A 25,677-nucleotide genomic window follows, 5' to 3' on the forward strand; every position below is an offset into this window, starting at 1 on the left:
GCCCGCCATCGACCGATGTGAAGCCCGTGGTAAACGCTTGGCACATATGTCTTGACACAGCCCGTGGCTACACTTGCCGGTCGTGGAACATCCGGGGTTTTTCTTCATGTTGGGACGCATCACCGCGCGCATCGCCGTTGGCCTCGGGCTGGCCCTTCTGGCCGGCTGTGGCAGCAAAGACGAGGCCGCACGCCGGCAGGCCGACGCCGTGCCGGTTACCGCCCAGGTGGTGCAGTCCTCGGCATGGAGCGACACGCTGCAGGCGCTGGGCACCGCCAAGGCGCGCGAGTCGGTGACGATCACCGCCAAAGTCAGCGAAATCATCGAAACGGTGCACTTCGAGAGCGGGCAGCAGGTCAATGCCGGCGCGCCGCTGGTGACCCTGCGCGGCCAGGCCCAGGAAGCGGCGCTGCTGCAGGCGCAGGCGACCTTCGCCGAAGCCGACCAGCTGTACAGGCGCCAGCGCGAACTGGCTGCCCAGCAACTGGTGGCCAGCGCGACGCTGGATACCCAGCGCGCCATCCGCGATGCCGCCGAGGCACGCGTGCGTGAAATGCAGTCGGACATCGGCGACCGCCGGGTGCGTGCGCCCTTCGCCGGCGTGCTCGGCATCCGCCAGGTCAGCGCCGGCTCGCTGGTGACGCCGTCCACCACCATCGCAACGCTGGATGACATCGAGCGGATGCACGTGGACTTCCAGGTGCCGGAGGCCGAACTGGCCTCGCTGACCACCGGCGACAAGGTCAGCGCCACCAGCGTGGCCTACCCAGGCCGCACCTTCGAGGGCGAGGTGGCCACCATCGACACCCGTGTCGATCCGGGCACCCGCGCGGTCACCGTGCGCGCGGACTTCATCAACGCCGACCATGCGCTGCGCCCCGGCATGCTGCTGGACGTGCGCATGTTCCGCCCGGAACGCCAGGCCCTGGTGATTCCGGAGATCGCCGTGGTCCAGGTCGGCCGCGACTCCTTCGTGTACCGGGTCAAGGCCGACCAGAGCGTGGAGCGCACCGACGTGACCACCGGCGCCCGCCGCGCCGGCGTGGTCGAGATCCGCAGCGGCATCCAGGCCGGCGACCGCATCGTGGTGGACGGCACCGGCAAGCTGCGCCCCGGCCTGAAGGTGCAGGCGCATGACGCCGCGCCGGCCACCGCGCCCGCCCCGGTGGCGGCGCCGGCACCGGCACCGGTACCGGCCGCGCAGACGGGCACCGGCGGATGAAACTCTCCGACGTCTCCATCCAGCGCCCGGTATTTGCCGTGGTGATGAGCCTGCTGCTCGTCGTGCTGGGCATCATGTCGTTCACCCGCCTGACCCTGCGCGAGCTGCCGGCCATCGACCCGCCGATCGTGTCGGTGTCGGTGGACTACACCGGCGCCTCGGCGGCGGTGATCGAAAGCCGCATCACCCAGGTGCTTGAAGATGCGCTGGCCGGCATCGAGGGCATCGACACCATCAACGCGCGCAGTTCCAACGGCCGCGCGCAGGTGAGCATCGAGTTCACCTCCAACCGCGATATCGAAGCGGCCGCCAACGACGTCCGCGACGCGGTCAGCCGGGTCGCCGACCGCATGCCCGAAGAGGCGCGGCCACCGGAGATCGCCAAGGTCGAAAGCGACGCCGACCCCATCATCTGGCTCAACATGAGCTCGACCACGATGGACACGCTGGAACTGAGCGACTATGCCGACCGCTACGTGGTCGACCGCTTCTCCAGCCTGGACGGCGTGGCGCAGGTGCGTATCGGCGGCCGCCAGCGCTATGCGATGCGGATCTGGCTGGACCGCGACCAGCTCGCCGCGCGCGGCCTGACCGTGGGCGATGTCGAAACCGCGCTGCGCAACGAGAACGTGGAGCTGCCGGCCGGCCGCATCGAATCGGCCGACCGCGATTTCACCCTGCGCGTGGAGCGCAACTACGTCAAACCCGACGACTTCGCCGGCATTCCGCTGGGCAAGGGCGCCGACGGTTACGTGGTGCGCATGGGCGATGTGGCCAAGATCGAGCTGGCCTCGTCCGAACGCCGCGCCTATTACCGCAGCAACGGCGAACCCAACATCGGCCTGGGCATCGTCAAGACCTCCACCGCCAATGCGCTAGACGTGGCCCGCGAGGCCCGCGAGGAGGCCGAGCGCATCGGCAGCTCGCTGCCGCAGGGCACGCGGATCTTCGTCGCCTTCGACAACACCACCTTCATCGAAGCGGCGGTGGACCGCGTGTACGCCACGCTGGTGGAGGCGATGCTGCTGGTGCTGGCGGTGATCTGGCTGTTCCTCGGCAGCTTCCGCGCGGCACTGATTCCGGCCGTGACGGTGCCGGTGTGCCTGGTGGCCGCCTTCATCGCGCTGTACGCCTTCGGCTTCTCGATCAACCTGCTGACCCTGCTGGCGCTGGTGCTGTGTATCGGCCTGGTGGTGGACGACGCCATCGTGGTGGTGGAGAACGTACAACGCCGCATCGACCTCGGCGAACCGCCCCTGGTCGCCTCCAAACGCGGTACCGCGCAGGTCGCCTTCGCGGTGATCGCCACCACCGCGGTGCTGGTGGCGGTGTTCCTGCCGGTCGGGTTCCTGGAAGGCAACACCGGCCGCCTGTTCCGCGAGCTTGCCGTGGCGCTGGCAGCGGCGGTGGCGTTGTCCGCGTTCGTGTCGCTGACCCTGACCCCGATGATGGCCTCCAAGCTGCTCAAACCGCACACCGGGCAGGCGCCGCGCGGCCTGCACGGGGTGATCAACCGCAACCTGGATCGCGTCTCGGCCGCCTATGGCCGGGTGCTCGACGCCCATGTCGGGCGCACCTGGATCTACATCGTGGTGATGGTGCTGTCGCTGCTGGCCAGCGCCGCGCTGCTGAAACTGCTGCCGTCCGAACTGGCGCCGGCCGAAGACCGCGGGTCGTTCCAGATCATGATCGACGGCCCGGAAGGCGCCGGTTTCGACTACACGGTCGGGCAGGTCCAGCAGGTGGAGAAGATCGTGTCCGGCTTCGTTGGCGAGGACAAGCCGATCGTGCGCGCCAACCCGCGCGTGCCCGGTGGCTTCGGCGCCAGCGAGGAAATGCATACCGGCCGCATCAGCGTGTTCCTGCAGCCGTGGCGCCAGCGCGATGTGTCCACCCCGGATGTGGCGGCCGATCTGCAGACCCACCTCAACGACCTGCGTGGCGTGCGCGTGCGCACCCAGGTAGGCGGCGGCCTGGTGCGCAGCCAGGGCCAGCCGTTCCAGATCGTTCTCGGCGGCCCCGAGTACGCCGAGATCGCCCAGTGGCGCGACCGCATGCTGCTGCGCATGGCCGACAACCCCGGTCTGGTCGGCGCCGATTCGGACTACAAGGAAACCCGCCCGCAGATGCGGGTCAACATCAACCGCCAGCGTGCGGCCGACCTGGGCGTGTCGGTCACCGCGATCGGCGGCGCGCTGGAAACCATGATGGGCTCGCGCCGCGTCACCACCTTTGTCGACAACGGCGAAGAGTACGACGTGCTGGTCCAGGCCGGCCGCGACGGCCGTGCCTCGCCGGACGACCTGGCCGCGATCCGGGTGCGGGCCGCCAACGGTGAACTGATCCCGCTGTCCAACCTGGTCACGCTCAGCGAAGTGGCCGAGGCCGGCAACCTCAACCGCTTCAACCGGCTGCGCTCGATCACCATCAGCGCCGGCCTGGCGCCGGGCTATCCGCTGGGCGAGGCGATCGCCTGGGCCCAGCAGACCGCGCGCGAGGAACTGCCGCAGCACGCGCAGATCGACTGGAAGGGCGAGTCGCGCGAGTACCAGAACGCCGGCAGCGCCGTGCTGCTGACCTTCGCGATGGCGCTGCTGGTGGTGTACCTGGTGCTGGCCGCGCAGTTCGAGAGCTTCATCCATCCGCTGGTGATCATGCTGACCGTACCGCTGGGCGTGCTCGGCGCGCTGCTGGGCCTGTACGTCAGCGGGGGCACGATCAACCTGTTCAGCCAGATCGGCATCGTGATGCTGGTCGGGCTGGCCGCCAAGAACGGCATCCTGATCGTGGAGTTCGCCAACCAGCTGCGCGACGAGGGCCGCAACGTGCACCAGGCCATCGTCGAATCGGCGATGGTGCGCCTGCGCCCGATCCTGATGACCTCGATCGCCACTGTGGTCGGTGCGGTGCCGCTGGTGGTGGCCGGCGGCCCCGGTTCGGCCAGCCGCGGCACCATCGGCATCGTGGTGATCTTCGGCGTCACCGTCTCCACCTTCCTGTCCCTGTTCGTGGTGCCGGCGTTCTACTCGCTGCTCGCCCCGTACACGCGTTCGCCCGAGGCGGTGGCGCGCGAGCTGGCCAGGCAGGAGGCGGACACCCCGTCCGTGGGCGGGCACGCCTGAGGCATCGGCGCGGCCTGCGGGCCGCGCCCACCGCCCATTCATCGAAATTGCCACTACGCAGGCCGGCGCGGATCGTGGAGAATCAACCCGGTCCTCCCAGCCGACGGGGACGTTCCTTTTTTCCGCCGACTGGAGAGAGCGCGTGGAAGCAGCTGTACATTTCATCAATGGCATCATCTGGAGCAAGGCACTGATCTTCGTGTGCCTGGCCGCGGGCCTGTACTTCAGTGTCCGTACCCGGTTCATGCAGATCCGCGGGTTCTTCGAGATGTGCCGCCTGACGGTGCAGGGCGAGAAGTCCGACGCGGGCGTATCCTCATTCCAGGCGCTGGCCATGTCGATGGCCGGCCGCATGGGCATCGGCAACATCGCCGGCGTCGCCACCGCGATCGCCTTCGGCGGCCCGGGCGCGATCTTCTGGATGTGGGTGATGGGCTTCCTCGGCGCATCCACCTCCTACGTCGAGTGCACCCTGGCCCAGATCTACAAGACCAAGGATGCCGAAGGCCGCTACCGCGGCGGTCCGGCCTACTACATCGAAAAGGCGATGGGCCTGAAGTGGTACGCACTGGCCTTCGCCGGCGCCACGATCATCGCCGCCGGCTTCCTGATGCCGGGCGTGCAGGCCAATGCCATCGCCGACAGCATCATCAACGCCTGCCGAGGCGGGGCGCTGTGCGGGCCGCTGGATGGCCAGGTGATGGGCATGGAATCGGTGCAGGCGCTGAAGCTGGGCATCGGCGTCGTGGTGGCGCTGCTGCTGGGCGTGGTGATCTTCGGCGGCGTCAAGCGCATCGCCAACTTCGCCGAAGTGGTGGTGCCGTTCATGGCGGCCGGCTTCATCCTGATGGCCATCGTCATCATGATCATCAACCACGACCGCGTGCCGGAAATGTTCGGCATCATCTTCGACAGTGCCTTCGGCACCCATGCCGCCTTCGGCGCGATGATGGGCCTGGCGGTGGAGTGGGGCATCAAGCGCGGCATCTATGCCAACGAGGCCGGCCAGGGTTCCGGGCCGCATGCCGCCGCCGCGTCGGAGGTCTCGCACCCGGCCAAGCAGGGCTACGTGCAGGCGTTCGCGATCTACTTCGACACCATGATGGTGTGCACGGCCACCGCGTTCCTGATCCTGGCCAGCGGCACCTACAACGTGTATTCGCCGGTGGCCGGTGCCGCGCCGATCTTCCAGGGCCTGGCCGGTATCCCGGAAGGTGCCGGGTATGCGCAGGCAGGCGTGGAAGCGGTGCTGCCGGGGTGGGGGGCGTCGTTCGTGTCGGTGGCGATCTTCTTCTTCGCCTTCACCACGATCATGGCCTATTACTACATGGCCGAGACCAACCTCAGCTACATCAACCACAACCGCAAGCGCCCGGCCACCGTGCTGCTGCTGCGCCTGGGCATCATCGGCATGGTGGTGTTCGGTGCGTTCCACAACGCCACGCTGGCCTGGGCGCTGGGCGACATCGGCGTGGGCCTGATGGCCTGGTTGAACATCATCGCCATCCTGATCGTGCAGCGGCCGGCCATGCTGGCGCTGCGCGACTACGAACGACAGAAGAAGCTGGGCCTCGACCCGATCTTCGACCCCGATGCCCTGGGCATCAAGAACGCCGAATTCTGGCGTCAACGCAAGCTGGAGCAGTCCCGTAGTGAATGATCCCTGGAAGAATGCCCGCCGCCCGTCGGCGCGACCGCCGCGGGCCACCCCGCTGCCGCCGCGCGATCAGGGCGGCAGCCCGCCGCCGCCGGGCCGTGGCAACGACGAACTGCGTCTGTATGGCTGGAATGCCGTGCAGGCGTTGTTCGAGCGTCGCCCGCAGGCGCTGCGCAAGCTGTACCTGGCCGAGGCGCTGATCCCGCGCCTGCAGCCGATGCTGAAGTGGTGCGTGGCCAACCGCGTCGGCTATCGGGTCGTGGAAGAGGGCGATCTGAACAAGCTCGCCGCGACCACCCACCACGAGGGCGTCGTCGCCGATGTGGTGCGTGCGCCGATGCTGGCCTTGTCCGAGTGGCTCGACACGCTGCCGGCCACGGGCCCGGTGCTGGCGCTGTGGCTCGACGGTGTGGGCAACCCGCACAACTTCGGCGCGATCCTGCGCTCGGCCGCGCACTTCGGCGTGTCCGGCCTGTTGTTGCCGCCGGGCGCGACGCTGGCGCTATCCGGTGCCGCCGCACGCGTGGCCGAGGGCGGTGCCGAAGCGGTACCGCTGGTACGCCTGCCGGAACTGCCGCAGGCGATGACGCAGCTGCGTGGCGCCGGCTTCGGGCTGGCGGCGACGCTGGTGGACGGCGGCGACAACCTGTTCGCGGCCGCGCTGCCCGAGCGCCTGGTGTATGTCATGGGTGCCGAAGGCGAGGGCATGGACCGCGACCTTGCGCAGGACTGCGATCTGCAGGTTTCCATTCCTGGCAGTGGCGCGGTGGAAAGCCTCAACGTGGCGTCGGCCACGGCGGTGCTGCTGTCGCATTGGTACGGCCGCAAGGGGTGATCGCGGCAGCTGCTTTACGGGTAGCGCGCATGGCGCGCCGCCTCATGTTGTGATCGGTTCCACCGAACTGGCTGTGACTACATTCGATTCGGACTTTTCGCATGGTGAAGTGGAATCCATTCCACGCACAGTGTGACGGCGGTGCTGCGTTGCGTAGGTGAGGAGAGACACCCACGCAGCGCGGCGGTCCGCTTGTCCGGACGTACGTAAGACTGCGGCATTCACCGCGTGGGGTGTGATGCAATCCCGGTAACCCGGTCGCTCTGCGGCCGGGTTTTTTTTTGTTCTTTCTCCCGACAGGCCGTCTCTCCCGCGATCACGCACGGGAATGGATTTCCGCTTCGCCATACGCAGAACAAAGCTCCGCTGCGCATCATCCGAAAGGGTGTCAAACGACCTGCGTGCGGCGCCGCACAGAACGGCAAAAACAAGGTTCCTGGACGTTGTTGTCGCACGCCCGGATGTGCAGATTGGCGCGGCGTCGTCGTCTCACGCCGCGTCCTTGCCAGACCTACGGGAGTTGTCGCATGAACCTGTCCGTGTTGCCCTTGTGCCCCGCCGCCACTGCAGTGGTGGCCGCGTTCGCCTTCGCCGTTCCATCCGCCGCCACTGCGCAGACGCGCAGCCTCGACGGCGTCAATTTCACCGGTCCCCTCGTCACCGCCAACCCCGCCGGCCTCCCGCGCGGCCATTGGTATATCGAACCCTACCTCGTGCGCATCGACAGCAGCGCGCACTACGACAGCCGCGGCGCACGCCGCAGCCGCCCGGGCAGCGGTGCCTGGCTTACCGTGGTCCCCATTGCCTATGGCATGGGCGAACGCGTTACCGCCCAGGTAAACCTCAGCGCCGCGCGTGCCGAGGCGGACGGTGCACGCAGTGGCGCGATGCGCGCGGGCGACACCACCGCCCGCCTGCAATACCTCCTGCAGGCCCCCAGTGCCGACGGCAGTCGCCCCGCCATTTCCATCGCGCTGATGCAACGCTTTGCCACCGGCAGCTATGACCGCGTCGTCGGCAACCCGCTCGACGCCCAGGGCGACGGCGTGCAGCGCACCACATTCGCGCTCGGTATGCAGCAGGTGCTGTGGCTGCCCAACGACCGCCCGCTGCGGTGGCGCGGCCAGCTCAGTGCCAGCCCTGCACCGGCGCGTGTCGCCGTGCACGACAGCAGCGTGTACGGGACCGATCCCGGCTTCCGCGGCAGCATCGCACGCGGTTCGCTGGTCGGGGTTTCGCTGGGTGCCGAGTACAGCATCAACCCACGCTGGGTTGCCGCCCTGGACGTTACCGCCAGCCGCGAAACCGCTCAGCGCATCACCGGCTATGCCCCCGGGGCCGACGGCCTGCGCCTGATCGACCAGCATCGGCCCGCCAGCCGCAGTTTCAGCCTGGCCCCTGCGGTCGAATACCACTTCAGCCCGTCCGTCGGTGTCATTGCCGGTGTGGAGTTCAGCGTGGGCGGCCGCAACAGCGGTGCGTTCGTCAGCCCGCAGGTCGCCCTCGGGATGTTCTTCTGATGCGCGCTCCGTTGCGCCGCCGGCGCACGCCGTCGCCCCTCATCCCGTCGGGAGTCGCCCATGAACATTGAAAACGCCGTCGCCTGGTTGCTGGGCGTGGTCTGGAGCCCGGTACTGGTCGGCCTGTGCCTGCTCGCCGGGCTGTACTTCAGCATCCGCACGCGCTTCATCCAACTGCGCGCCCTGCCGGACATGGTGCGGCTGCTGTTCAATTCGTCCAGTTCCGCCGCCGGTGTGTCCTCGTTCCAGGCGCTCAGCCTGTCGCTGTCCAGCCGCGTCGGTGTGGGCAACATCGCCGGCGTTGCCCTGGCCATCGGCTACGGCGGCCCCGGCGCCGTGTTCTGGATGTGGTGCGTGGCGTTCCTGGGCGCGGCCAGTGCGTTCATGGAATCCACCCTGGCGCAGATCTACAAGGAGCGTGATGCCAACGGCCAGTATCGCGGTGGCCCGGCGTATTACATCGAGAAGGCGCTCGGTCAACGCTGGTATGCCGTGCTGTTTGCGTGGAGCGCCGTGATCGGCTGCGGTCTGCTGCTGCCGGGAACCCAGTCCAACGCCATCGCCAGTGCGCTCGATGGCGCCTGGGGCGTACCGGCGGTCTACTCGGCGCTGGGCATGGTGACCGCCACCGGTCTGGTCATCTTCGGTGGCGTACGCCGCATCGCGCGGGTGACCCAGGTGGTGGTGCCGTTCATGGCGGTGGGCTACCTGCTGGTGGCCGCAGTGGTGATGGGCGTTCACTACGAAACCCTGCCCGGCATGTTCCGGCTGATCGTCGACAGCGCCTTCGGCACCGATGCCGCGTTCGGCGCGATGCTCGGCACGGCCATCCAGTGGGGGGTGCGGCGCGGGGTGATGTCCAACGAAGCCGGGATGGGCACCGGCGCGCATCCGGCCGCTGCGGCCGAGGTCTCCCATCCGGTCAAACAGGGGCTGGTGCAGGCGTTCTCGGTCTACATCGACACGATGGTGGTGTGCAGCGCCACCGCGTTCCTGATCCTGGCCGCGGGGGCGTACAACGTGTATGAGCCCGGCGCAGGCGGTGCCCTGCTGGTGGCGCACGTGCCCGGGCTGGAGGCCGGGCCGCATTACGTGCAGCGGGCCGTCGAATCGACCCTGCCCGGTTTCGGCGCCGGGTTCATTGCCCTGGCGATCCTGCCGTTCGCCTTCAGCACCATCCTGGCGCTGTACTACAACGCCGAAACCAACGTGGTGTTCCTTCGGCACAACCGCGCCTGCCCGTGGACGATCCGGCTGTTCCGGCTGGCATTCCTGGGCGTGGCCTCCTGGTCGGCGATCAACAGCGCCACGGTCGCGTGGTCACTGGGCGATATCGGCGTGGGGCTGATGTCGTGGTTCAACATCATCGCGCTGCTGTTGCTGCAGAAGCCGGCGCTGGCGGCGCTGCGCGACTACGAGAAGAGCCGGCGCGCGGGCCTGGACCCGGTCTTCGATCCGTGTGCAGCCGGTGTTGTCCGCGCAGAGCTCTGGGACGACATCGCTGCCACCCATCGCAGCGAGCGCAAGGACGGGTGAGCAGGGCATGGACCACGGCGGGGTGCCGTGGTCCATGCGCGGCCTCATTCGTTCGGCGGCGTGGTCGCCTTGGCTTCGCTGCCGAAGCTGCCATCGGCCTCGGCGGCCAGGTAGGCAAAGACGGTGTAGGCGGCCACGTTCTGCGCCAGCGCGGCCGGGTCGATCTTGTCCAGCGTGTCGTCGGCGGTGTGGTGCAGGTGGAAGTAGTCGCTGCCGTCCTGCGCCAGCCACGCCCATGCACCGCCCTTGGCGGCCAGCGGGCCCACGTCCGGGCCCGGCCCGCCCTTGTCCGGCGCGTACTCGATGCCCAGCGGCTTGAGTACTTCGGCGATCTGGCGGGTCGCCTCGCGCGAGTCGGCCGGGTTCGGTGAGCCGGTATTGAACGCGTAGATGCGGCCGGCACCGAAATCGCTTTCGGCGGCGAGCTGGTGCCGGACCACGTCCTTGGCGTGCGCCTCGGCATACGCCTTGCCGCCGTACAGGCCCTGTTCCTCGTTGGCGAAGGCCACCACGCGGATGGTCCGCTTCGGCGCCTGCTTGAGCTGGCCGATCAGGTGGCCGGCAGCCATCGTGATGCCCACACCGGCGCCATCATCAACCGCGCCGGTGCCCAGGTCCCAGGAATCGAGGTGGCCACCGATCACCACCACTTCCTTGGGCAGGCTGCGCCCGGTGATCTCGCCGATCACGTTGTACGAGGTGGCCTTGCCATCCCAGCCACAGTCCAGGCTGACCTTGAGCGTGGTCGGGCCGAGCGCGAGCAGGCGCGCCAGCTGGTTGGCATCGGGCACCGACAGGGCGGCCGCCGGCACCGGGGTCAGGCCGTCGTCGAAGCGGGTGATGCCGGTATGCGGCACGCGGTGCGAATCGGTGCCGGCCGAGCGCATCACAAAGCCGATCGCGCCCTTGCGGATCGCCTCGGAGGGGCCCTTGCTGCGCACCGCGCCGCCGTTGCCGTAGTCGCGGCCATCGCGGTAGGCCGTCATCTGGTAGTCGACGAAGGCGATCTTGCCGGTCAGCGAGCCGGCCGGCGCCGCCTGCAGGGCGGCCAGATCGGCGAAGCGCACCACCTCGGCTTCGACCGTGCCGCCCGGGCTGCCGCCCAGTGCGGTGATGGTCAGCGGCTGGGCATGCTTGCCGGTCACTTCGGCGTGCTCGCTGCGGCGCTCCCACTTGGGGAAGGTGACCGGCTCGGTCCACACCTTGTCAAAGCCCAGCGCCTTGAACTTGGCCACCGCCCAGGCCACCGCGCGTGCGTCGGCTTCGCCGCCGGCGATGCGCGGCCCGATCTCGGTGGTGAGCGACTCCACGACCTTCCAGCCGGTGTCGTCCTTCAGCGCCTGCTCGCGCAGCTGCGCCGCCGTGGCCAGCGAGGCGGGCGGCAGCGTCGTCGGCGCGGCGAAGGCGGGCCCTGCCAGCAGGGCAAGGGTGGATGCGATGGCAAGGACGCGGCGACGCATGGACGAACTCCGGAAACGGGGCGGAAGCGTCCGAGCTTAGCAGCCTGCCGGCCGCGCACATGGGCGGGAGGTCATGGTCCGGCGGACGCTGTTTTCCATACGCGAAAACCCCGCCGGGGCGGGGTTTCGAAGGCAGGTACCGACCGTTGGTCGGTACGCCCCTGGACCGTGGTAGGTACCGACCGTTGGTCGGTACGCCCCTGGATCGCGGTAGGTACCGACCGTTGGTCGGTACGCGCCTGGACCGTGGTAGGTACCGACCGTTGGTCGGTACGCCGGTCAGCGCTTCAGGTTGTCGCGGATCTCGCGCAGCAGCAGCACTTCTTCAGCCGGCGCGGCCGGAGCGGCTTCCTTCTTGCGGGCCAGGCGGTTGATCACCTTCACCACCAGGAAGATCGCAAAGGCCACGATTACGAACTGCACCAGCGTGTTGAGGAAATCGCCGTAGCCGATGACCACCGCCGGAATCTCTTTGCCGTCCGCGCCCAGTCGTGCCGGGGCCAACGTCCAGGCCAGCTGCGAGAAATCCACCCGGCCGATCAGCCAGCCCAGCGGCGGCATGATGATCTTGTCCACCAGCGCGGTGACGATCTTGCCGAACGCGGCACCGATGACGACACCGACCGCCAGGTCGATGACGTTGCCACGCATGGCAAATTCCTTGAACTCAGTAATCATTCCCATCGGGTTCTCCTGTCGCGGGGGGATCAAAGGACGCCGCAGCGTAACGCAGCGGTTGTCATCCGGCGATGACGCCGTGGCGCTCGGCCACGTTTTCCAGACGCGCGCTGAAACGATCGCCCGGGTGCAGCGCGGCCACACCGGCAGGCGTGCCCATGAACACCAGATCGCCCGCACGCAGTGCCCACAGCTTGGACAGCTCGTGCAGGATCTCCGGCACGTTCCAGATCATCTGGTCCAGCAGCGATTGCTGGCGCACTTCGCCATTGATTTCCAGCGACAGATTGAGCGCGGCAAGATCGCCCACTTCACCGGCCGGCACCAGTTCGCTCACCGGGGCAGAGTGATCGAAGCCCTTGGCGCTGTCCCAGGGGTGGCCCTTGGCTTTGGCGGCCGCCTGCAGGTCGCGGCGGGTCAGGTCCAGGCCGACGCCATAGCCGAACACCAGCGCCTCGGCCTGGTCCACCGGCAGCACGCCGGCCGGCGCATCGCGGCCGATGGCCACCACCAGTTCCACCTCGTGGTGCAGGTCGCTGGTGGAGGGCGGGTAGGGGATCACATCGTCATGGCCGACCACGATCGCGTCGGCCGGCTTGCTGAAGAACATCGGACGGCCGCGGTCGTCGGCGGCCGGCACGGCCGCCCCCATCTCACGCGCATGGTCGGCGAAATTGCGGCCCACACAGTAGATGCGACGCACCGGGAACGTACCGCCGCCGGCAACCGGAATGCGCGGTGGCACGGGCGTGGGGATTACATCGGTCATGCTCGCGTCCTGTAACGGAAGGTTCGCGGCAGTCTAGAACGTGCGTGCGCGACGTGCCATGCCAAGCGTGGCATGTCGACAGCGTCAGGGCAGGGCTGGCCCGCCGGTGCGGGCCGTGCAGCGGATCAGCGCGACAGCGGCAGGGCCGGCTTGCGCACCACGCGATACTCGCCGTCCATCACCTGCGACGGGGCCGGGCGGGCGCTCTTACGCTGGGCCAGCAGCTTCCACGCCACACCGGCAATGATCATCGCCGCACCCACGAAGACGCCCACGAACACCAATGCGGCCAGGATCGCCAGGCCCAGCAGACCGACCGCAACGCGCACCAACGGGTGGCGCGGCTTGCGCGGCGCAAACAGGGAGCGGAACTGGTTGAACTGGAAGAAGCGGCTGTACATGGCGGTTTTCTTGGCTGAAGTCAGCGAGTGCTGAGTATCTGCGGTGGCCACTGTCATTGAGTGAAAAAGTCGTTAAGCGTAGCGTTCCGGTGTTTCAGATCAATGACTTGGGTTCATGCGGCAGCCAGCGACATGACGACGTGAGACACTGGTGTCCTTCCGCTGTCCCGACCTGCCATGCCCGAACTGCACGCCCCCGACACCGCCCTGATCGCCCTGGATGCCATTGCCGACGCCGGTTTTGCCGAAGTGGAGGCCTGCATCGACGGCGATGCCGAATCGATCGTGCTGTACCGCGACGGCGCGCAGGTGCGCGGCTGGCTGAACATCTGCCCGCACGCCGGCCGCCGGCTGGACTGGGCGCCGGGACAGTTCCTCAAGAGCCGCGATGGGCATCTGGTGTGCGCCGCGCACGGGGCCTCGTTCTCGCTGGACAACGGCGACTGCGTGGCCGGCCCCTGTCGTGGCGATCGCCTGCGCACGGTGCCGCTGCAGGTGCGCGACGGACAGGTGTGGCTGGCCTGATCAGAACATCAGGTTGATCATCACCACCACCACCGCGGTGTAGATCAACGACAGCGGCGCGCCCACCCGCCACAGTTCGCGCGGCGTGTAGTTGGCCGGGCCGGTGATCATCGAAATCACCGGGTTGGAGGCGGTCATCAGGTTGTTGGACGCCGACAACGCCACGATCAGCGCGAATGCGGTGGGGTTGCCGCCGGCGGCCAACGCGAGGTTGACCGCGATCGGCACCATCACGATGGTCGCCCCGACATGGCTGATCACCAGCGAGAACACCGTGGTCAGCAGCGCCAGCGCGATCTCCAGCACCCACACCGGGATGCCGGTGGGCAGGCGGTCGATGGTATGCCCGGCAACCCAGGCGGCCGCGCCACTGCTGTCCATTGCCCAGCCGAGCGGAATCAGCCCGGCCATCATGAACACCGTCTTCCAGTTGATCGAGGCGTAGGCCTCGTCCATGCGCAGCACGCCGGTGAGCAGCATGCCGGCCACGCCGGTCATCAGGGTCAGCGCCACCGGCAGCTTGGAGGTCAGCGCGATGAGGATGGTGATGGCGAAGATCGCCATCGCCATCTTGAACTTGTGCGGACGCTGCTCGCCCTTGGGGTAGTCGGTGACCACCACGAAGTCGCGGCTCTTGGCGGCCTGCGCCAGGTCGGTCCAGATGCTGTGGAACACCAGCATGTCGCCGGCACGCAGCGCGACGTTGCGGACGTCCTCGCGGATCACCTGCTTGTCGCGGTTGATCGCCAGCAGGCTGATGCCGCGCTGCTTGCGCAGGCGCAGGTCCGAGGCGCTCTTGCCGATCACATCCGAGGTGGGCGGCACCACCGCTTCGGAGATGCCGGCACGGCTGGGATTGAACAGATCGCCCAGGTGCTTGAGGCGCGAGGACATGCGCAGGAACTGGTTCTGCGCGAAATCGCTGACCTGCTGGCGGGCGCCCATCACCCCGAGCACGCTGCCGACCCAGATGCGCATCTCCGCTGGGGGTGCCAGGCGGGTGTCGTTGCCCGTCTTCAGGGCCAGCAGCAGCGGGGCGTCGTGCACGTTCTCCGCTTCGCCCAGGGTCATGCCGACCAGCGGGCTTTCGGCGGTGACCACCAGCTCGAACACGTCGCCTTCGATGCCATAGGTCTTGGCGAAGTAGCTGTCCGTGCGCGCCGGGGTCACCCCGTCGTTGGCCAGCGACTCTTCTTCGACCAGCTTGCGGTCGCCGTAATAGCGGAAGTACAGCAGCGAGGCGATCAGCAGCGCCACGCCGATCGGCAGCGGCGCGAACATGCGCAGCGGCTCGATGGTGGCCAGGCCGGAGGGCAGGTTGTTGTTGGCCGAGGCCAGCAGATCGTTGAGCAGGATCAGCGGTGAGTTGCCGACCATCGTCAGCGCGCCGCCCATCACGATCGCCGCGGAGATCGGCAGCAGCAGCCGCTGCAGGGTCAAGCCGGTGCGTGCGGCCAGGCGTGAGGCCACGGGCAGGTACAGCGCCATCACCGAGGGGTTCTGCATGAACGAGGAGTTCAAGCCGGCGATGGCGGTGGTCATCATCAGCAGGCGCTGCTCGACGCCGTGGCCGCGACGCAGCAGCCAGGCGGCCAGCCGGTTCAGCGCCCCGGTGCGGTCCAGGCCCGCGCCGAGGATGGTGGTGGCGATGATGCTCATCACCGCGTTGCCGGAGAAGCCGCCGAAGATCTCCTCCGGCGCGATCAGGCCGGTCACGCCCAGCACCACCAGCACCACCAGCGCCACCACGTCGGCGCGGATGCGCTCGAACAGGAACATCGCCATCGTGAAGCCGACCAGCCCGAGTACGAGCTTCATGTCCGTGGTCAGCGTCAGCGCGGTATCCATGAGGTGGCGCGGTTCCTTGGGCTCGGGTCAGGTACGGTCGTACAGCAGGTCCCACACCCCGTGGCCGAGTTTCTGGCCGCGGGTCTCGAAGTGGGTCTGCGGGCGCCATTCGGGACGGTCGACCTGGCCGCGCGGGCCGGCGCGGTTGCTCAGCCCGGCGGTGGCGTCGAGCACCTCCCACATCTGCTCGGCGTAGTCTTCCCAGTCGGTGGCGCAGTGCAGGCGGCCGCCGACGCGCAGCTTGCGCACCAGCAGCTCGGCGAACGCCGGCTGGATCAGACGGCGCTTGTTGTGGCGCTTCTTGTGCCACGGGTCGGGGAAATAGATGCGCACTTCATCCAGCGCGCCATCGGCGATTTCCTTCTCCAGCACTTCCACCGCATCGTGGTGGTACAGGCGCACGTGGTCGGCGTTGTCGTCGGCCAGCGCATTGAGCAGGCGGCCCACGCCCGGTGCGTGCACTTCCAGGCCGATGTAGTCGCGGCTCGGGTCCTGCTGGGCGGCGAAACGCAGCGCGGCGCCGTTGCCGAAGCCGATCTCCAGCACCTTGCGCGCATCGCGCCCGAAGGTGGCATCGAGGTCGCGGGGCTCGCCGGTGAAGTCCAGCCCGAAGCGCGGCCAGCGGTCGTCAAACGCGCGCTGCTGGGCCGGGGTGAACCGGCCCTGGCGAAGCACGAAGCTGCGCACCTCGCGGCGGCCTTCGGTGACGGTGAAGGGCTTGGGCGGCGCCTTGGCGCCGGCACTGTCAAAGGGATTGGTCATCAGGCGATCAACCCATCCACCGGCGAGGACGCACTCGCATAACGCTTGCGCGGGATGCGCCCGGCCAGGAACGCTTCGCGGCCGGCCTCGACCGCCTTGCGCATCGCGCTGGCCATCAGCACCGGGTTGCGTGCGCCGGCAATGGCGGTGTTCATCAATACGCCGTCGCAGCCCAGTTCCATCGCGATCGCCGCGTCGGAGGCGGTGCCCACGCCGGCATCGACAATGATCGGCACCTTGGCGTTCTCGATGATTTCCAGCAGGTTGTACTTGTTCTGGATGCCCAGCCCCGAGCCGATCGGCGCGGCCAGCGGCATCACCGCAGCGCAGCCGATCTCTTCCAGGCGCTTGGCCAGGAGGGGGTCGTCGGAGGTGTAGACCATGACTTCGAAGCCGTCCTTGACCAGCTGTTCGGCTGCCTTGAGGGTCTGCACCACGTCCGGGTACAGAGTCTTCTGGTCGCCCAGCACTTCAAGCTTGGTCAGGTTGTGGCCGTCCAGCAGCTCGCGCGCCAGGCGGCAGGTGCGCACCGCGTCGTCGGCGGTGTAGCAGCCGGCGGTGTTGGGCAGGATGGTGAAGCGGTCCGGCGGCAGCACGTCGAGCAGGTTCGGCTCGCCCGGGTTCTGCCCGATGTTGGTGCGGCGGATCGCCACGGTCACGATCTGTGCGCCGGCGGCCTCGGTGGCCGCACGGGTTTCGTCCAGATCCTTGAACTTTCCGGTGCCGGTCAGCAGCCGGGATGCATAGGTCTTGCCGGCAATGACCAGCGCGTCGGAGGGGGCATGTGCGTTCATCGCCGAATTATCGCCTATCGCGCGCGACCCTGCTGGGGCGGTGTGCGATGGGGCGGTCGCGCTCAGCCGCCGCCCAGCGCGTGCACGATCTCGACCACGTCGCCGTCCTGCAGCACGTGCCCGGCATGGCGGCTGCGGGTGATGATCTGGCCGTTGACCTCCACCGCCACGCGGCGCTCGATCAGGTTCTCGGTCTGCAGCAGGTCCAGGACGGTGGCAGTGTGCGGAAGCTGGCGGGATTCGCCGTTGAGCTGGATGTTCATGTCGTTATTGTCCCCCAATGATGGGGCAAGTGCGTACCCTTGCCGGCCCTGCGCGCGGTGCTGGGACGCAGGCCCCGGAAGGGTGTGCGGCCGGTGCGCGAGACTTCATGCGGCGGCGCAGCGTGAAGTCGCCGAAGCGCAGTGAAACCATTGTCACCGTGCGCTGGCGTATGCCGCCGGCCTCCCACCTCTCAAGGAGCTTTACATGCTGATCAGCAAGCGACCCCTGCGTTCCCTGATGGCGGTCGCCATCGCCCTGGCCGCCGTGCCTGCAATGGCGCAGTCCCCGTACTCCCGCACCGTGTTCATCGGCGACAGCCTGACCGACGCCGGCTACTTCCGTCCGCTGCTGCCGGCCAGCGTGCAGCCGGTCACCGGCCAGTTCACCACCAATCCGGGCTGGACCTACGCCCAGTACGTGTCGAACTACTACGGCACCAATGGCGCGGCGCACGGCAACGGCCAGGGCGGTGACAACTACGCCATCGGTGGCGCGCGCGTCGGCGTGGACGGCAGCCAGTCGCTGGCCCCGGGGACCCCGGCCATTCCGGTCTACTCGCTGAAGACCCAGACCGCGCAGTACCTGGCCGCCAACGGCGGCAAGGCCGACGCCAATGCCCTGTACACCGTGTGGGGCGGCGCCAATGACCTGTTCGCCATCCAGGCCGGTGCACCGCTGCAGGCCACGCTGGGCGCGGCCGTCACCGACCAGGTCGGCATCGTCGCCACCCTGAAGGGCGCCGGCGCGCAGTACATCGTGGTCCCGACCCTGCCGGACATCGGCCTGACCCCGGCCGCCCGTGCCGGCGGCGCCGTCGGCATGGCGCAGGGCACCGCCCTGGCCAAGGCCTACAACGACGCGCTGTTCGGTGGCCTGAAGGCCGCCGGCCTGCAGGTGATCCCGGTCGACACCTTCCACATCCTGCAGGAAATCGTCGCCAGCCCGGCCGCCTACGGCTTCATCAACGTGACCAGCCCGGCCTGCACCACGGCTTCGTCGCTGACCTGCAACCCGACCTCCTACGCCAACCCGAACGCCGCCAACAACTACGTGTTCGCCGACGGCGTGCATCCGACCTCGGCCACCCACGCCATGCTGGGCGCCTACACGCTGTCCATTCTGGAAGCGCCGCGCCTGCAGCAGATCCTGACCCACTCGGCCCAGACCGTGGGCCGTTCGCGTGCCGACCAGGTCAGCATGCACCTCGGCGGCCGCCCGGCCGACGGCCTGAGCTGGTGGGGCAACCTGCGCGGCGACATGCAGCGCTACGCCCACGCCGACCTGTACGACGGCATGGCTCCGGCCGGCCTGTTCGGTGTGGATTGGGCGCGTGATGGCATGGTTGCCGGCGGTTTCGCCGGTTACGGCCGCATGGACGCGGACTTCGGCAACAGCCAGGGCGACTTCACCCAGTCCGACACCACCGTGGGTCTGTTCGCCGGCTGGTATGGCGAGCGCGCCTGGGTGAACGGCCAGGTCAGCTACAGCTGGCTGGACTACGACGTCACCCGCAAGCTGCACCTCGGCCCGGCCACCCGCGAGCACAAGGGGTCGCCGGAAGGCAGCAACCTGACCGCCGCGCTGAATGCCGGTTACGAGTTCGGCAACGAAGGCGGCTTCCGCCACGGCCCGGTGGCCGCGGTGATCTGGCAGAAGGTCAAGCTGGACGGCTACACCGAAAGCAACTTCAGCGCCTCGGCGCTGGGCTACGGCAACCAGGATCTGGATTCCACCGTCGGCCGTCTCGGCTGGCAGGCGCGCTTCGACGGCGGCAACGTCAAGCCGTACCTGCAGGTCACCTACGACCACGAGTTCGAAGACGGCAAGCAGGCCAGCGCCTGGCTGCAGACCATGCCGGACGTGGGCATGTACAAGGTGCCGGGCCTGGAGTTCGACAAGGACTACGCCACCGCCGTGATGGGCGCCCGCATGACCCTGTTCGGCCTGAACAGCAATGTCGGCATCAGCACCACCACGCTGCAGAAGCGCGCCCGCGACGCGACCGTGTTCGCCAGCTTCAGCGGCAGCTTCTGATCCACCTCGGTCTCCACGCGGCGGCACGTCGCGTGGACACCGGCAGCGCAACGGGCGGCCGCGTGCCGCCCGTTGCCTTTTTACCGCCCCGGCGCATAAACTTGCCGGGTGCTCTGCGGGTGTAGCTCAATGGTAGAGCTGTAGCTTCCCAAGCTACTGACGAGGGTTCGATTCCCTTCACCCGCTCCATGTCTCCCAAGGCTTTCGGCTGAAAGCGCCGCTCCGCAATCTAGGGGCCGCTCCGCAATCAGCGTGTTGGGGTCGCCTTCGAACCCCTCTTCTTCATCACGTAGATCTCCGTCGTGGTCACCGACGAGTGGCCCTGCTGCGCCTGTGCTTGGCGGATGTCCTGAGCCGAATCGGCCTTGTCCGTGCCTGCCTTTGCGTGCAGATCGCGGAACTGGAACTCAGCGCTGACGATGCCTGCCGCCTTCCTGGCCTTGTCGAACCGGTAGCGGAGCGCGGCACGTCCGAGCGCCAGACCGCTGTCGTCCACGATCAGGCCCGTGCTGTACGGCTTGCCGCGACCGTTTGGAAGCTTCGCTTGCTTGCTTGCACGCCGCGACTCGATCGAGCAGGGCGGCTAGCTCGCCCGTGACCTCCATCGTTACCTTGTTTTCCGTCTTCGCCTGCTGAATCACCAGTCGCGTGACGTCACGTGCCGAACATCCATCGACCATACGTCGCCCACGCGCTGGCCGGTGAGATAGGCGAAGTCCATCGCGTCGCGCAGCGCTGCGTCGGCATGGCGATAGACGGCCTGAAACACCTCGTCCTCCACATAGACGCCGCGACCGGTCTCCTTGTTCCGATGGATACCCGCACCTCAGAAGAGCATAGGGCCGCGTCCCTCAATGAGTCGGCCCGGCGAAAGGGCAGGGGGCGCGGGAGGTGGTGGGAGAGGAGCTGAAGCTACGAGCGCCGGGTCGCGGGCGTGATGCAGGGCCTCCGGCACCGGTTCCGCCTGCTGGCCGAGTTTCAGCAGCAGCGGCGTCTGCGAGACGCTGCCCGGCTTAAGAGGTGCCTCCGATTTCGGGCAATTGCACTTCGCCGTTCCAAGGGCCCGACCTCGCCTGGTCAAGAATTCACAAGACCGTCTGACGGCAGCGGTAAAGATGGCTCCGCGTCGGCCGATCTATGGTTGACGTGGATTGCTGCTGCGCAGTAGTTCTTGACCATGATCGATGGCTCTGCGGCAAGTCGCATTTTGACGTGAGATTCGTGATGTATGTCTTGTTCTTGGGGACAAATTGCGTCACTTTTGGTCCTCCGCTGAATGGTGGATAGAGCTTATGGCGGAGTAGTTGGCAGGGACTTGTGGTTGACACTTTTACGTGCGAGAGTGCTTGTCAAGGGTTGACAACAGCGTTTGGACCCTTGATCACTCGGAATTTCCGGGGCATAATAGGCGGCTCGCTGAGCCGCGAGTGCAATGGCAGGGGCGTCAAAAAGCTTGAGGCGAGTGCTCTCAACCCCCGGCTTCTAAAGGAGTTCGTCATGGCTACCGAAATGAAAAACGCGCGCGACATGCTCTACGGCGCAACGGGCCTGAGCGCGTCCAACTTCAAACTATTCCCGGGCACCAGCCGCGAAGTCACGGCTGAGCAGATCGCTGCTGAAATCACCCGCAGCATCACTGAGATCGGCGCTGCTCCTCTTACTGCGGAGTAATCTCCAGGTCGCGGTATTCGCCCGTGGACGGGTATCAGGGAAAGTGAGATAAGTGCAAGGATGAGCTACCGCGAACTGTATGAGTTTTGCCAAAACCTGCCGGCGCCAATCAGTCGTACAGAGCTGATCCCAAACGTCTGCAGGCTTACAGGAAAGCCCAAGCCGCGCGTGATCTTGTCGGGTCTGAACCCAGAGATCGTGCGCGGCTATTTTATAGTGCCGGGGAACACCCAGCACCCATTCGCGAAATGGGCGAATGCGCCTGGCGGAGCCATCATTGTCGTGGCGCGCGAGATGAACTATTGCTGGAAGCGATTCGTCGAAGTTAAGGAGCTGATGCACCTTTTCGATGAGCCTCTTCAACTGGTGGGCGACGGTGATATTTTCCAAGGCCTTATTTCCGAGTTTGTGGCGCCCACGCTTGAATGGTCGGACGCCTTCCGTTCTGATGCGCAAGCTGTCTGGATGGCGCTCGGTGTGCTTTGTCCCGAGCAGCGCCGGCAAGAGTTTGCCCGTATGCGTACGGCAGGCGACATCAATGACCTGACCATTGCTCAGGGGCTGAAGATTCCCGAGCGCTACGTGCCAACGCTGTTCCATCCAGCATTCAGGCGGTATGTTGACGCCGTAAAATAGTGGCATCGAGAAGCCCCGTGAAAGTGGGGCTTTTTCTTTTCCGGCGCGGAGCGTTCTCACTAGTTCCCACAAAGGTGAACTCGACCCCTGACTCTCCGGAGCTTGGAGAGGTTCAGTCGCACTCCGCAATTCTTACCGAACCGGCAAATTTTCCGCTAAATAACTGCGTGTGGAGAACTCCATTTGCGGAGCGTAAATGCTGCCCAAGTTACTGATTTTATGGGGAATATCTTGAGTTTCCCAAGCTACTGACGAGGGTTCGATTCCCTTCACCCGCTCCAGAGTTTCGCCTCGGCCCGCAATGGGCCGGCGGTCCAGGCCGCAGCGGCGATGTACGCGCGCTTCGCCGCCCCCCTTTACTCCCGAACCACCTCGAACACGAAGGGATTGCCCTGTTCGGGGAAGTACAGCCGATAGCGTTCGATGCGGGTGTCGCCGTCGGACGTCAGGTAGTCCACCTGCAGACCCTCCGGCTGGTTCTCCTGCCACACGCCCAGATAGGAATTGCTCGGATAGCGGAAGCCGGCATGCGGCGCGCTGCGGATGGCGGCGCAGGTACCGAACAGCGGGGGCAGGACGTAGAGCCGCTTTTCATGCAGCAGCACCACCGTGGTGTAGCGATCGCCGTAGCCGCTGCTGACGTGGCGGATGTCCAGGCACATCGAAGTGCCCCGATGCCACAGCGTGATCTCGGCCAGGTTCTCGGGATCGACGGGCGCGTTGCCCTGCCACGGCGGCGGTGCCAGGTTGACCGCATCGCGCAACGGCCAGCGTTGCGTCCCCACCACCAGGGCTTCGCCGTCGAAGGCAACGTCGGGTACCCCTGGCGGGGGCGTCATCTCCAGGTCGCCCGGCGTGGTCCACAGCGGCTGGTCGAAGCGCCGCACGGCCTGGCGCATGGAGGTCACCCAGACGCAGTGCCGGGGCGATTCCGTACAGGGCTTCGCCAGTGCCGTGCCCGGCCCGGGGAACAGGCTGCCGCCCAGCGAGCGATAAAAGGTGGCGTAGTCGGTGAACCGCACCGGGGCGGCCAGTGCCGTCGCCGACAGCAGGGCGCCCAGCAGCGCAGCGCAAACAGGAGTGAAGCGATTCATTGATTGTCCGTGCCGGCAGTCACGTGGGGGTTGCGGCGGCGACCCGGTCCATCGCCGCGTGCGCCAGCCAGCGTGGTGGGTCGCCACTGTAGCGCAGCGCGATGCGCGCCCCGCTCGCCGTCATACTGTGCCGCTGCCTGATCTGAAAAAGGACTGTTCATGATCCGTCGCACTATCGGCCTTGCCTCATCCTGCCGGCCGTTCCTGCTGGCGCTGACGTTCACCGCAACGGCTGCATCCGCGTGGCCGACGCTGCCACCGGGGGACTCCTTCCCGGCCGAACCTGGCGTGCAGGCGGCGGTCTCGGCGCGGACCACGTTGCCCGACGGCACGCGGCGCGTGGAAGGACGCGTGCCGGGCTACAAAACCTACCGCGTCGACGCCGACTGCGCCCGGGGCACTGTCGCGATGTACCGGATGGAGGAAGGGCAGTGGGACCTCCGGTATGCCGCACGGCGGCGAGGGGAGGGCTGGGAGCGCACCACGATCGAGGGACCGGTGGCGCGCATTCCGGCAGGGTCCAACCTCGATTGGCTGGCCACCGCGCAGCACGCGGCGGTCTGCGCGCCGAAGACCGGTCTGGATGCGCCGCGTGCCGCGCAGGGCTGACGCCGACCGCCCGTCGTCGCCAGGGCCTGCCGACCGCACCGCGCTGCGCCGCTATACCCGCTGGCTGCCCCTGGTGGTCCTGGTGGGCATCTGCATCGCATGGTGGTCGCCGCTGGGTGTCATCGCGGCGTTGGTCGGTGCGATGGTGGTCGGCGAGGCGTTGGCGCGCCTGGATCTGACCGGCGACGTGGTCGCGGTGGGCGGCGCGCGGCTGCACTCGCAGCGCCTGTATCCGTTTGCGGCGCGGGTACCGGAGGGCGACAGGCTGCTGCACGTGGGCGAGATCGGTATGGGCGGGCCGTCGTTGAGTACCCAGATGCTGCGCGATGGTGCCATCGTCTCTGGCATCGCCTGTTCGGGGAGCGACGATGCCCGCGCGGACTGGCGCGACCTGGCGGGCACGCCGCTGCGCGTGGCCAACGCATATGTGGATCGCAGCGAGGCCGTCGTGGCGTACGACGAGCGGGACCACGTGGTGATGCATCTGACTGGCGTCGCGCCGCATGCGTTCTGGCACGGGCTGGACGAGCGCCGTCGCCAGCACGGCGATGCCGCTGCTGCGGCCTGGGTGCGCACGCTGGCGACAGGCGCCGTCGCTCTGCGCCCGTTTCAGGGGCTGTGGCTGGAACCTGACCAGCATGCGCGGATGGCGCCGTGGGTGCCGCTGCAGCGGCGCGTGCTCGTGGATGGCCGGGAACTGTGCGCGCGCCTACTGCTGCCCGACGACCTGCGGCGGGCCTCGCCATCGGATCTGTTCACCCATGCACGTCCGTGCGCGCTGAGTCTCGATGGTGTGGCATCGGGCCGCCATGTCTACTCGCTGGATGAGGTGATCGCCAGTCCGCGCGGGTTGTGCGTGGCGGTCGCGGGCATCCGCCTGGGCGAGCATCACCAGCCGCTGGAGCCGCTGTGGCTGGTGCACTTCCGGGGACGCTGGCAGGCGCTGGCGGCCGACGTCTTTGTCGATGTCGGCGGGAGGCAGCGTCGCTCGGCAGCACTGCGGGTTGTGGCCGCCGACGACACGGGCAGGCTGACGCTGCTGGCGTACGAACGGGGCTACATCGGTGACGGCGCTCCGCCCCGACCGCTGGGCGACGACTACGGCCATGTCGAACTGATCGTGGAGTGGCGACAGACGGTGCTGTCGGTCAGCCATTCCAACGGTCGCCTGTCGGTGCGGCTGCCGCGACGCTGAACCGGGGAGCCGTCATCGCGCCGTATCGCCTGCGCGCTATGCTTCGCGCTTTCCTCCCTGCGCACCGCCATGAAGCTGGCCATTCTTTCCCGCAACAGCAAGCTGTACTCGACCCGCCGCCTGGTCGAAGCGGCGCGTGCCCGTGGTCATACCGTGCGGGTGCTCGATCCGCTGCGCTGCTACATGCGCATCGCTGCCGACGGTTTCAGCATGCATTACAAGGGGCGGGCGATCACCGGCGTGGACGCGGTGATTCCGCGCATCGGTGCCTCGGTAACCCGCTACGGCACCGCCGTGCTGCGCCAGTTCGAGATGATGGGCGCGCGCACGCCCAACCCCTCCGACGCCATCCTGCGCGCGCGCGACAAACTGCGTGCGCACCAGATCCTGGCCTCCAAGGGCATCGACATGCCGGTGACGGTGTTCGGCGACAACCCCGATGACACCGTGGACCTGCTGTCGATGCTGGGCCCGCCGCCGCACGTGGTGAAGCTCAACGAGGGCACCCAGGGGCGGGGGGTGATCCTCACCGAGAAGGCCAGCGCCTCGCGCGGCATCGTCGAGGCGCTGCGCGGGCTGTATGCCAACTTCCTGATGCAGGAGTTCATCGGCGAGGCCCAGGGCGCCGACCTGCGCTGCCTGGTGGTAGGCGACCAGGTGGTGGGCGCGATGCAGCGGCAGGCGCCTGAAGGCGACTTCCGTTCCAACCTGCATGCGGGTGGCAGTGCCCGTGCGGCCAAGGCGACACGGGCCGAACAGCAGGTGGCCGTACGCTCGGCCAAGGCGCTGGGCCTGAGCGTGGCCGGTGTGGACCTGATCCGCTCCAGCCGCGGCCCACTGGTGCTGGAGGTCAACTCCACCCCGGGGCTGGAAGGGATCGAGGCCATCTGCCAGACCGACCTGGCCGGACGCATCATTGACCACGTTGCGGCGATGAAAAAGCCTTCCATTTCAAAGGCTTGAATATTAATGCGTGCAGTGGCGGCGCTTTTAACACGGGTTTAATCGACCCCGGCGTAGGCTCTGTCGAACCGCAGCTCTGCCC

General features: G+C 67.6%; 24 protein-coding genes and 1 tRNA gene. 14 read left to right on the forward strand and 11 right to left on the reverse strand.

The genetic code is table 11. The features are described from left to right. Positions 1–106: 106 nt before the first annotated feature. From ACO6VK_RS00590 to ACO6VK_RS00615, 6 genes are all read left to right on the forward strand, one after another. Positions 107–1,222, forward strand: a complete 1,116-nt coding sequence (locus tag ACO6VK_RS00590) for an efflux RND transporter periplasmic adaptor subunit (protein ID WP_422504964.1) — start codon at positions 107–109, stop codon at positions 1,220–1,222. Further along, on the forward strand, positions 1,219–4,344 hold the full coding sequence (locus ACO6VK_RS00595; RefSeq protein WP_422504965.1) for an efflux RND transporter permease subunit: 3,126 nt from the start codon (positions 1,219–1,221) through the stop codon (positions 4,342–4,344). The genes ACO6VK_RS00590 and ACO6VK_RS00595 overlap by 4 nt, the downstream gene beginning before the upstream one ends. A 142-nt stretch (positions 4,345–4,486) precedes the next feature. After that, the gene (locus ACO6VK_RS00600; protein ID WP_422504966.1) at positions 4,487–6,004 is read left to right on the forward strand and encodes an alanine/glycine:cation symporter family protein; all 1,518 of its coding nucleotides are present in this window, start codon (positions 4,487–4,489) and stop codon (positions 6,002–6,004) included. Continuing rightward, entirely contained in the window at positions 5,997–6,836 is an 840-nt protein-coding gene (locus ACO6VK_RS00605) for a TrmH family RNA methyltransferase (RefSeq protein WP_422504967.1), read from the forward strand. Before ACO6VK_RS00600 ends, ACO6VK_RS00605 begins: the two co-directional genes overlap by 8 nt. A gap of 527 nt (positions 6,837–7,363) precedes the next feature. Then, positions 7,364–8,356, forward strand: coding sequence for a hypothetical protein (locus tag ACO6VK_RS00610; RefSeq protein ID WP_422504968.1), 993 nt, complete (start codon positions 7,364–7,366; stop codon positions 8,354–8,356). Between the two features lie 60 nt (positions 8,357–8,416). After that, positions 8,417–9,892: an alanine/glycine:cation symporter family protein gene (locus ACO6VK_RS00615; protein WP_422504969.1), complete on the forward strand. Its 1,476-nt coding sequence runs from the start codon at positions 8,417–8,419 to the stop codon at positions 9,890–9,892. Positions 9,893–9,936: 44 nt separating this feature from the next. Here the strand turns inward: ACO6VK_RS00615 and ACO6VK_RS00620 are convergent, their stop codons facing one another. From ACO6VK_RS00620 to ACO6VK_RS00635, 4 genes are all read right to left on the reverse strand, one after another. Beyond that, a complete protein-coding gene (locus ACO6VK_RS00620; RefSeq protein WP_422504970.1) occupies positions 9,937–11,352 on the reverse strand; it encodes a M28 family peptidase in 1,416 nt (471 codons plus the stop codon). A gap of 279 nt (positions 11,353–11,631) precedes the next feature. Further along, on the reverse strand, positions 11,632–12,036 hold the full coding sequence (gene mscL / locus ACO6VK_RS00625) for a large-conductance mechanosensitive channel protein MscL (RefSeq protein ID WP_422504971.1): 405 nt from the start codon (positions 12,034–12,036) through the stop codon (positions 11,632–11,634). Positions 12,037–12,091: 55 nt separating this feature from the next. Further along, the gene (locus ACO6VK_RS00630; protein ID WP_422504972.1) at positions 12,092–12,799 is read right to left on the reverse strand and encodes a fumarylacetoacetate hydrolase family protein; all 708 of its coding nucleotides are present in this window, start codon (positions 12,797–12,799) and stop codon (positions 12,092–12,094) included. A 125-nt stretch (positions 12,800–12,924) separates the two neighbouring features. Next, entirely contained in the window at positions 12,925–13,200 is a 276-nt protein-coding gene (locus tag ACO6VK_RS00635; RefSeq protein WP_017356189.1) for a hypothetical protein, read from the reverse strand. A gap of 186 nt (positions 13,201–13,386) precedes the next feature. Between ACO6VK_RS00635 and ACO6VK_RS00640 the strand changes: the two genes are divergently transcribed. Next, complete coding sequence (locus ACO6VK_RS00640; protein ID WP_422505000.1) at positions 13,387–13,725, forward strand: Rieske (2Fe-2S) protein; 339 nt, start codon at positions 13,387–13,389, stop codon at positions 13,723–13,725. On the opposite strand, the gene ACO6VK_RS00645 is transcribed toward ACO6VK_RS00640, so the two are convergent. From ACO6VK_RS00645 to thiS, 4 genes are all read right to left on the reverse strand, one after another. Beyond that, the gene (locus ACO6VK_RS00645) at positions 13,726–15,573 is read right to left on the reverse strand and encodes an SLC13 family permease (protein ID WP_422504973.1); all 1,848 of its coding nucleotides are present in this window, start codon (positions 15,571–15,573) and stop codon (positions 13,726–13,728) included. A gap of 27 nt (positions 15,574–15,600) precedes the next feature. Continuing rightward, positions 15,601–16,335 carry a tRNA (guanosine(46)-N7)-methyltransferase TrmB gene (gene trmB / locus ACO6VK_RS00650; RefSeq protein ID WP_422504974.1) on the reverse strand — a complete coding sequence of 245 codons (735 nt, stop codon included), beginning with the start codon at positions 16,333–16,335 and terminating at the stop codon, positions 15,601–15,603. Beyond that, positions 16,335–17,129 (reverse strand): thiazole synthase, encoded by a 795-nt coding sequence (locus ACO6VK_RS00655; protein ID WP_422504975.1) that lies wholly within the window; start codon positions 17,127–17,129, stop codon positions 16,335–16,337. The genes trmB and ACO6VK_RS00655 overlap by 1 nt, the downstream gene beginning before the upstream one ends. A gap of 62 nt (positions 17,130–17,191) precedes the next feature. Continuing rightward, positions 17,192–17,392, reverse strand: a complete 201-nt coding sequence (gene thiS, locus ACO6VK_RS00660) for a sulfur carrier protein ThiS (protein WP_422504976.1) — start codon at positions 17,390–17,392, stop codon at positions 17,192–17,194. 205 nt (positions 17,393–17,597) lie between these two features. Here thiS and ACO6VK_RS00665 point away from each other — a divergent pair, with 205 nt between their 5' ends. Next, entirely contained in the window at positions 17,598–19,427 is a 1,830-nt protein-coding gene (locus ACO6VK_RS00665) for an autotransporter outer membrane beta-barrel domain-containing protein (RefSeq protein WP_422504977.1), read from the forward strand. Positions 19,428–19,542: 115 nt separating this feature from the next. Then, positions 19,543–19,616: transfer RNA gene (locus ACO6VK_RS00670), tRNA-Gly, on the forward strand. Between the two features lie 58 nt (positions 19,617–19,674). Here the strand turns inward: ACO6VK_RS00670 and ACO6VK_RS00675 are convergent. Together ACO6VK_RS00675 and ACO6VK_RS00680 are read right to left on the reverse strand one after the other, a co-directional pair. Continuing rightward, a complete protein-coding gene (locus ACO6VK_RS00675) occupies positions 19,675–19,923 on the reverse strand; it encodes a hypothetical protein (protein ID WP_422504978.1) in 249 nt (82 codons plus the stop codon). A gap of 141 nt (positions 19,924–20,064) precedes the next feature. Next, a complete protein-coding gene (locus ACO6VK_RS00680; protein ID WP_422504979.1) occupies positions 20,065–20,196 on the reverse strand; it encodes a hypothetical protein in 132 nt (43 codons plus the stop codon). Positions 20,197–20,924: 728 nt separating this feature from the next. Between ACO6VK_RS00680 and ACO6VK_RS00685 the strand changes: the two genes are divergently transcribed. Further along, entirely contained in the window at positions 20,925–21,098 is a 174-nt protein-coding gene (locus ACO6VK_RS00685) for a hypothetical protein (protein ID WP_422504980.1), read from the forward strand. Between the two features lie 60 nt (positions 21,099–21,158). Beyond that, positions 21,159–21,734: a hypothetical protein gene (locus ACO6VK_RS00690; protein WP_422504981.1), complete on the forward strand. Its 576-nt coding sequence runs from the start codon at positions 21,159–21,161 to the stop codon at positions 21,732–21,734. Between the two features lie 356 nt (positions 21,735–22,090). Here ACO6VK_RS00690 and ACO6VK_RS00695 read toward each other — a convergent pair whose 3' ends face one another. After that, entirely contained in the window at positions 22,091–22,828 is a 738-nt protein-coding gene (locus tag ACO6VK_RS00695; protein ID WP_422504982.1) for a hypothetical protein, read from the reverse strand. A gap of 159 nt (positions 22,829–22,987) precedes the next feature. On the opposite strand from ACO6VK_RS00695, the gene ACO6VK_RS00700 reads away from it, so the two are divergent. From ACO6VK_RS00700 to rimK, 3 genes are all read left to right on the forward strand, one after another. After that, complete coding sequence (locus ACO6VK_RS00700) at positions 22,988–23,437, forward strand: hypothetical protein (RefSeq protein WP_422504983.1); 450 nt, start codon at positions 22,988–22,990, stop codon at positions 23,435–23,437. Continuing rightward, complete coding sequence (locus tag ACO6VK_RS00705) at positions 23,421–24,632, forward strand: hypothetical protein (protein WP_422504984.1); 1,212 nt, start codon at positions 23,421–23,423, stop codon at positions 24,630–24,632. The genes ACO6VK_RS00700 and ACO6VK_RS00705 overlap by 17 nt, the downstream gene beginning before the upstream one ends. Positions 24,633–24,701: 69 nt before the next feature. Then, positions 24,702–25,595 carry a 30S ribosomal protein S6--L-glutamate ligase gene (gene rimK, locus ACO6VK_RS00710; RefSeq protein ID WP_422504985.1) on the forward strand — a complete coding sequence of 298 codons (894 nt, stop codon included), beginning with the start codon at positions 24,702–24,704 and terminating at the stop codon, positions 25,593–25,595. Positions 25,596–25,677 lie beyond the last annotated feature (82 nt).

Source organism: Stenotrophomonas sp. GZD-301 (assembly GCF_049310345.1).
Classification (GTDB): Bacteria; Pseudomonadota; Gammaproteobacteria; order Xanthomonadales; family Xanthomonadaceae; genus Stenotrophomonas.

Bases quoted from the DNA above. Each gene is read 5' to 3' on its own strand.
- ACO6VK_RS00685 (WP_422504980.1), top strand. From the start codon at position 20,925: ATGGCTACCGAAATGAAAAACGCGCGCGACATGCTCTACGGCGCAACG.
- ACO6VK_RS00620 (WP_422504970.1), bottom strand. From the start codon at position 11,352: ATGCGTCGCCGCGTCCTTGCCATCGCATCCACCCTTGCCCTGCTGGCA.
- ACO6VK_RS00610 (WP_422504968.1), top strand. From the start codon at position 7,364: ATGAACCTGTCCGTGTTGCCCTTGTGCCCCGCCGCCACTGCAGTGGTG.
- ACO6VK_RS00595 (WP_422504965.1), top strand. From the start codon at position 1,219: ATGAAACTCTCCGACGTCTCCATCCAGCGCCCGGTATTTGCCGTGGTG.
- rimK (WP_422504985.1), top strand. From the start codon at position 24,702: ATGAAGCTGGCCATTCTTTCCCGCAACAGCAAGCTGTACTCGACCCGC.
- ACO6VK_RS00700 (WP_422504983.1), top strand. From the start codon at position 22,988: ATGATCCGTCGCACTATCGGCCTTGCCTCATCCTGCCGGCCGTTCCTG.
- ACO6VK_RS00695 (WP_422504982.1), bottom strand. From the start codon at position 22,828: ATGAATCGCTTCACTCCTGTTTGCGCTGCGCTGCTGGGCGCCCTGCTG.
- ACO6VK_RS00690 (WP_422504981.1), top strand. From the start codon at position 21,159: ATGAGCTACCGCGAACTGTATGAGTTTTGCCAAAACCTGCCGGCGCCA.
- mscL (WP_422504971.1), bottom strand. From the start codon at position 12,036: ATGGGAATGATTACTGAGTTCAAGGAATTTGCCATGCGTGGCAACGTC.
- ACO6VK_RS00615 (WP_422504969.1), top strand. From the start codon at position 8,417: ATGAACATTGAAAACGCCGTCGCCTGGTTGCTGGGCGTGGTCTGGAGC.
- ACO6VK_RS00635 (WP_017356189.1), bottom strand. From the start codon at position 13,200: ATGTACAGCCGCTTCTTCCAGTTCAACCAGTTCCGCTCCCTGTTTGCG.
- ACO6VK_RS00665 (WP_422504977.1), top strand. From the start codon at position 17,598: ATGCTGATCAGCAAGCGACCCCTGCGTTCCCTGATGGCGGTCGCCATC.
- ACO6VK_RS00645 (WP_422504973.1), bottom strand. From the start codon at position 15,573: ATGGATACCGCGCTGACGCTGACCACGGACATGAAGCTCGTACTCGGG.
- trmB (WP_422504974.1), bottom strand. From the start codon at position 16,335: ATGACCAATCCCTTTGACAGTGCCGGCGCCAAGGCGCCGCCCAAGCCC.
- ACO6VK_RS00590 (WP_422504964.1), top strand. From the start codon at position 107: ATGTTGGGACGCATCACCGCGCGCATCGCCGTTGGCCTCGGGCTGGCC.
- ACO6VK_RS00630 (WP_422504972.1), bottom strand. From the start codon at position 12,799: ATGACCGATGTAATCCCCACGCCCGTGCCACCGCGCATTCCGGTTGCC.
- ACO6VK_RS00655 (WP_422504975.1), bottom strand. From the start codon at position 17,129: ATGAACGCACATGCCCCCTCCGACGCGCTGGTCATTGCCGGCAAGACC.
- thiS (WP_422504976.1), bottom strand. From the start codon at position 17,392: ATGAACATCCAGCTCAACGGCGAATCCCGCCAGCTTCCGCACACTGCC.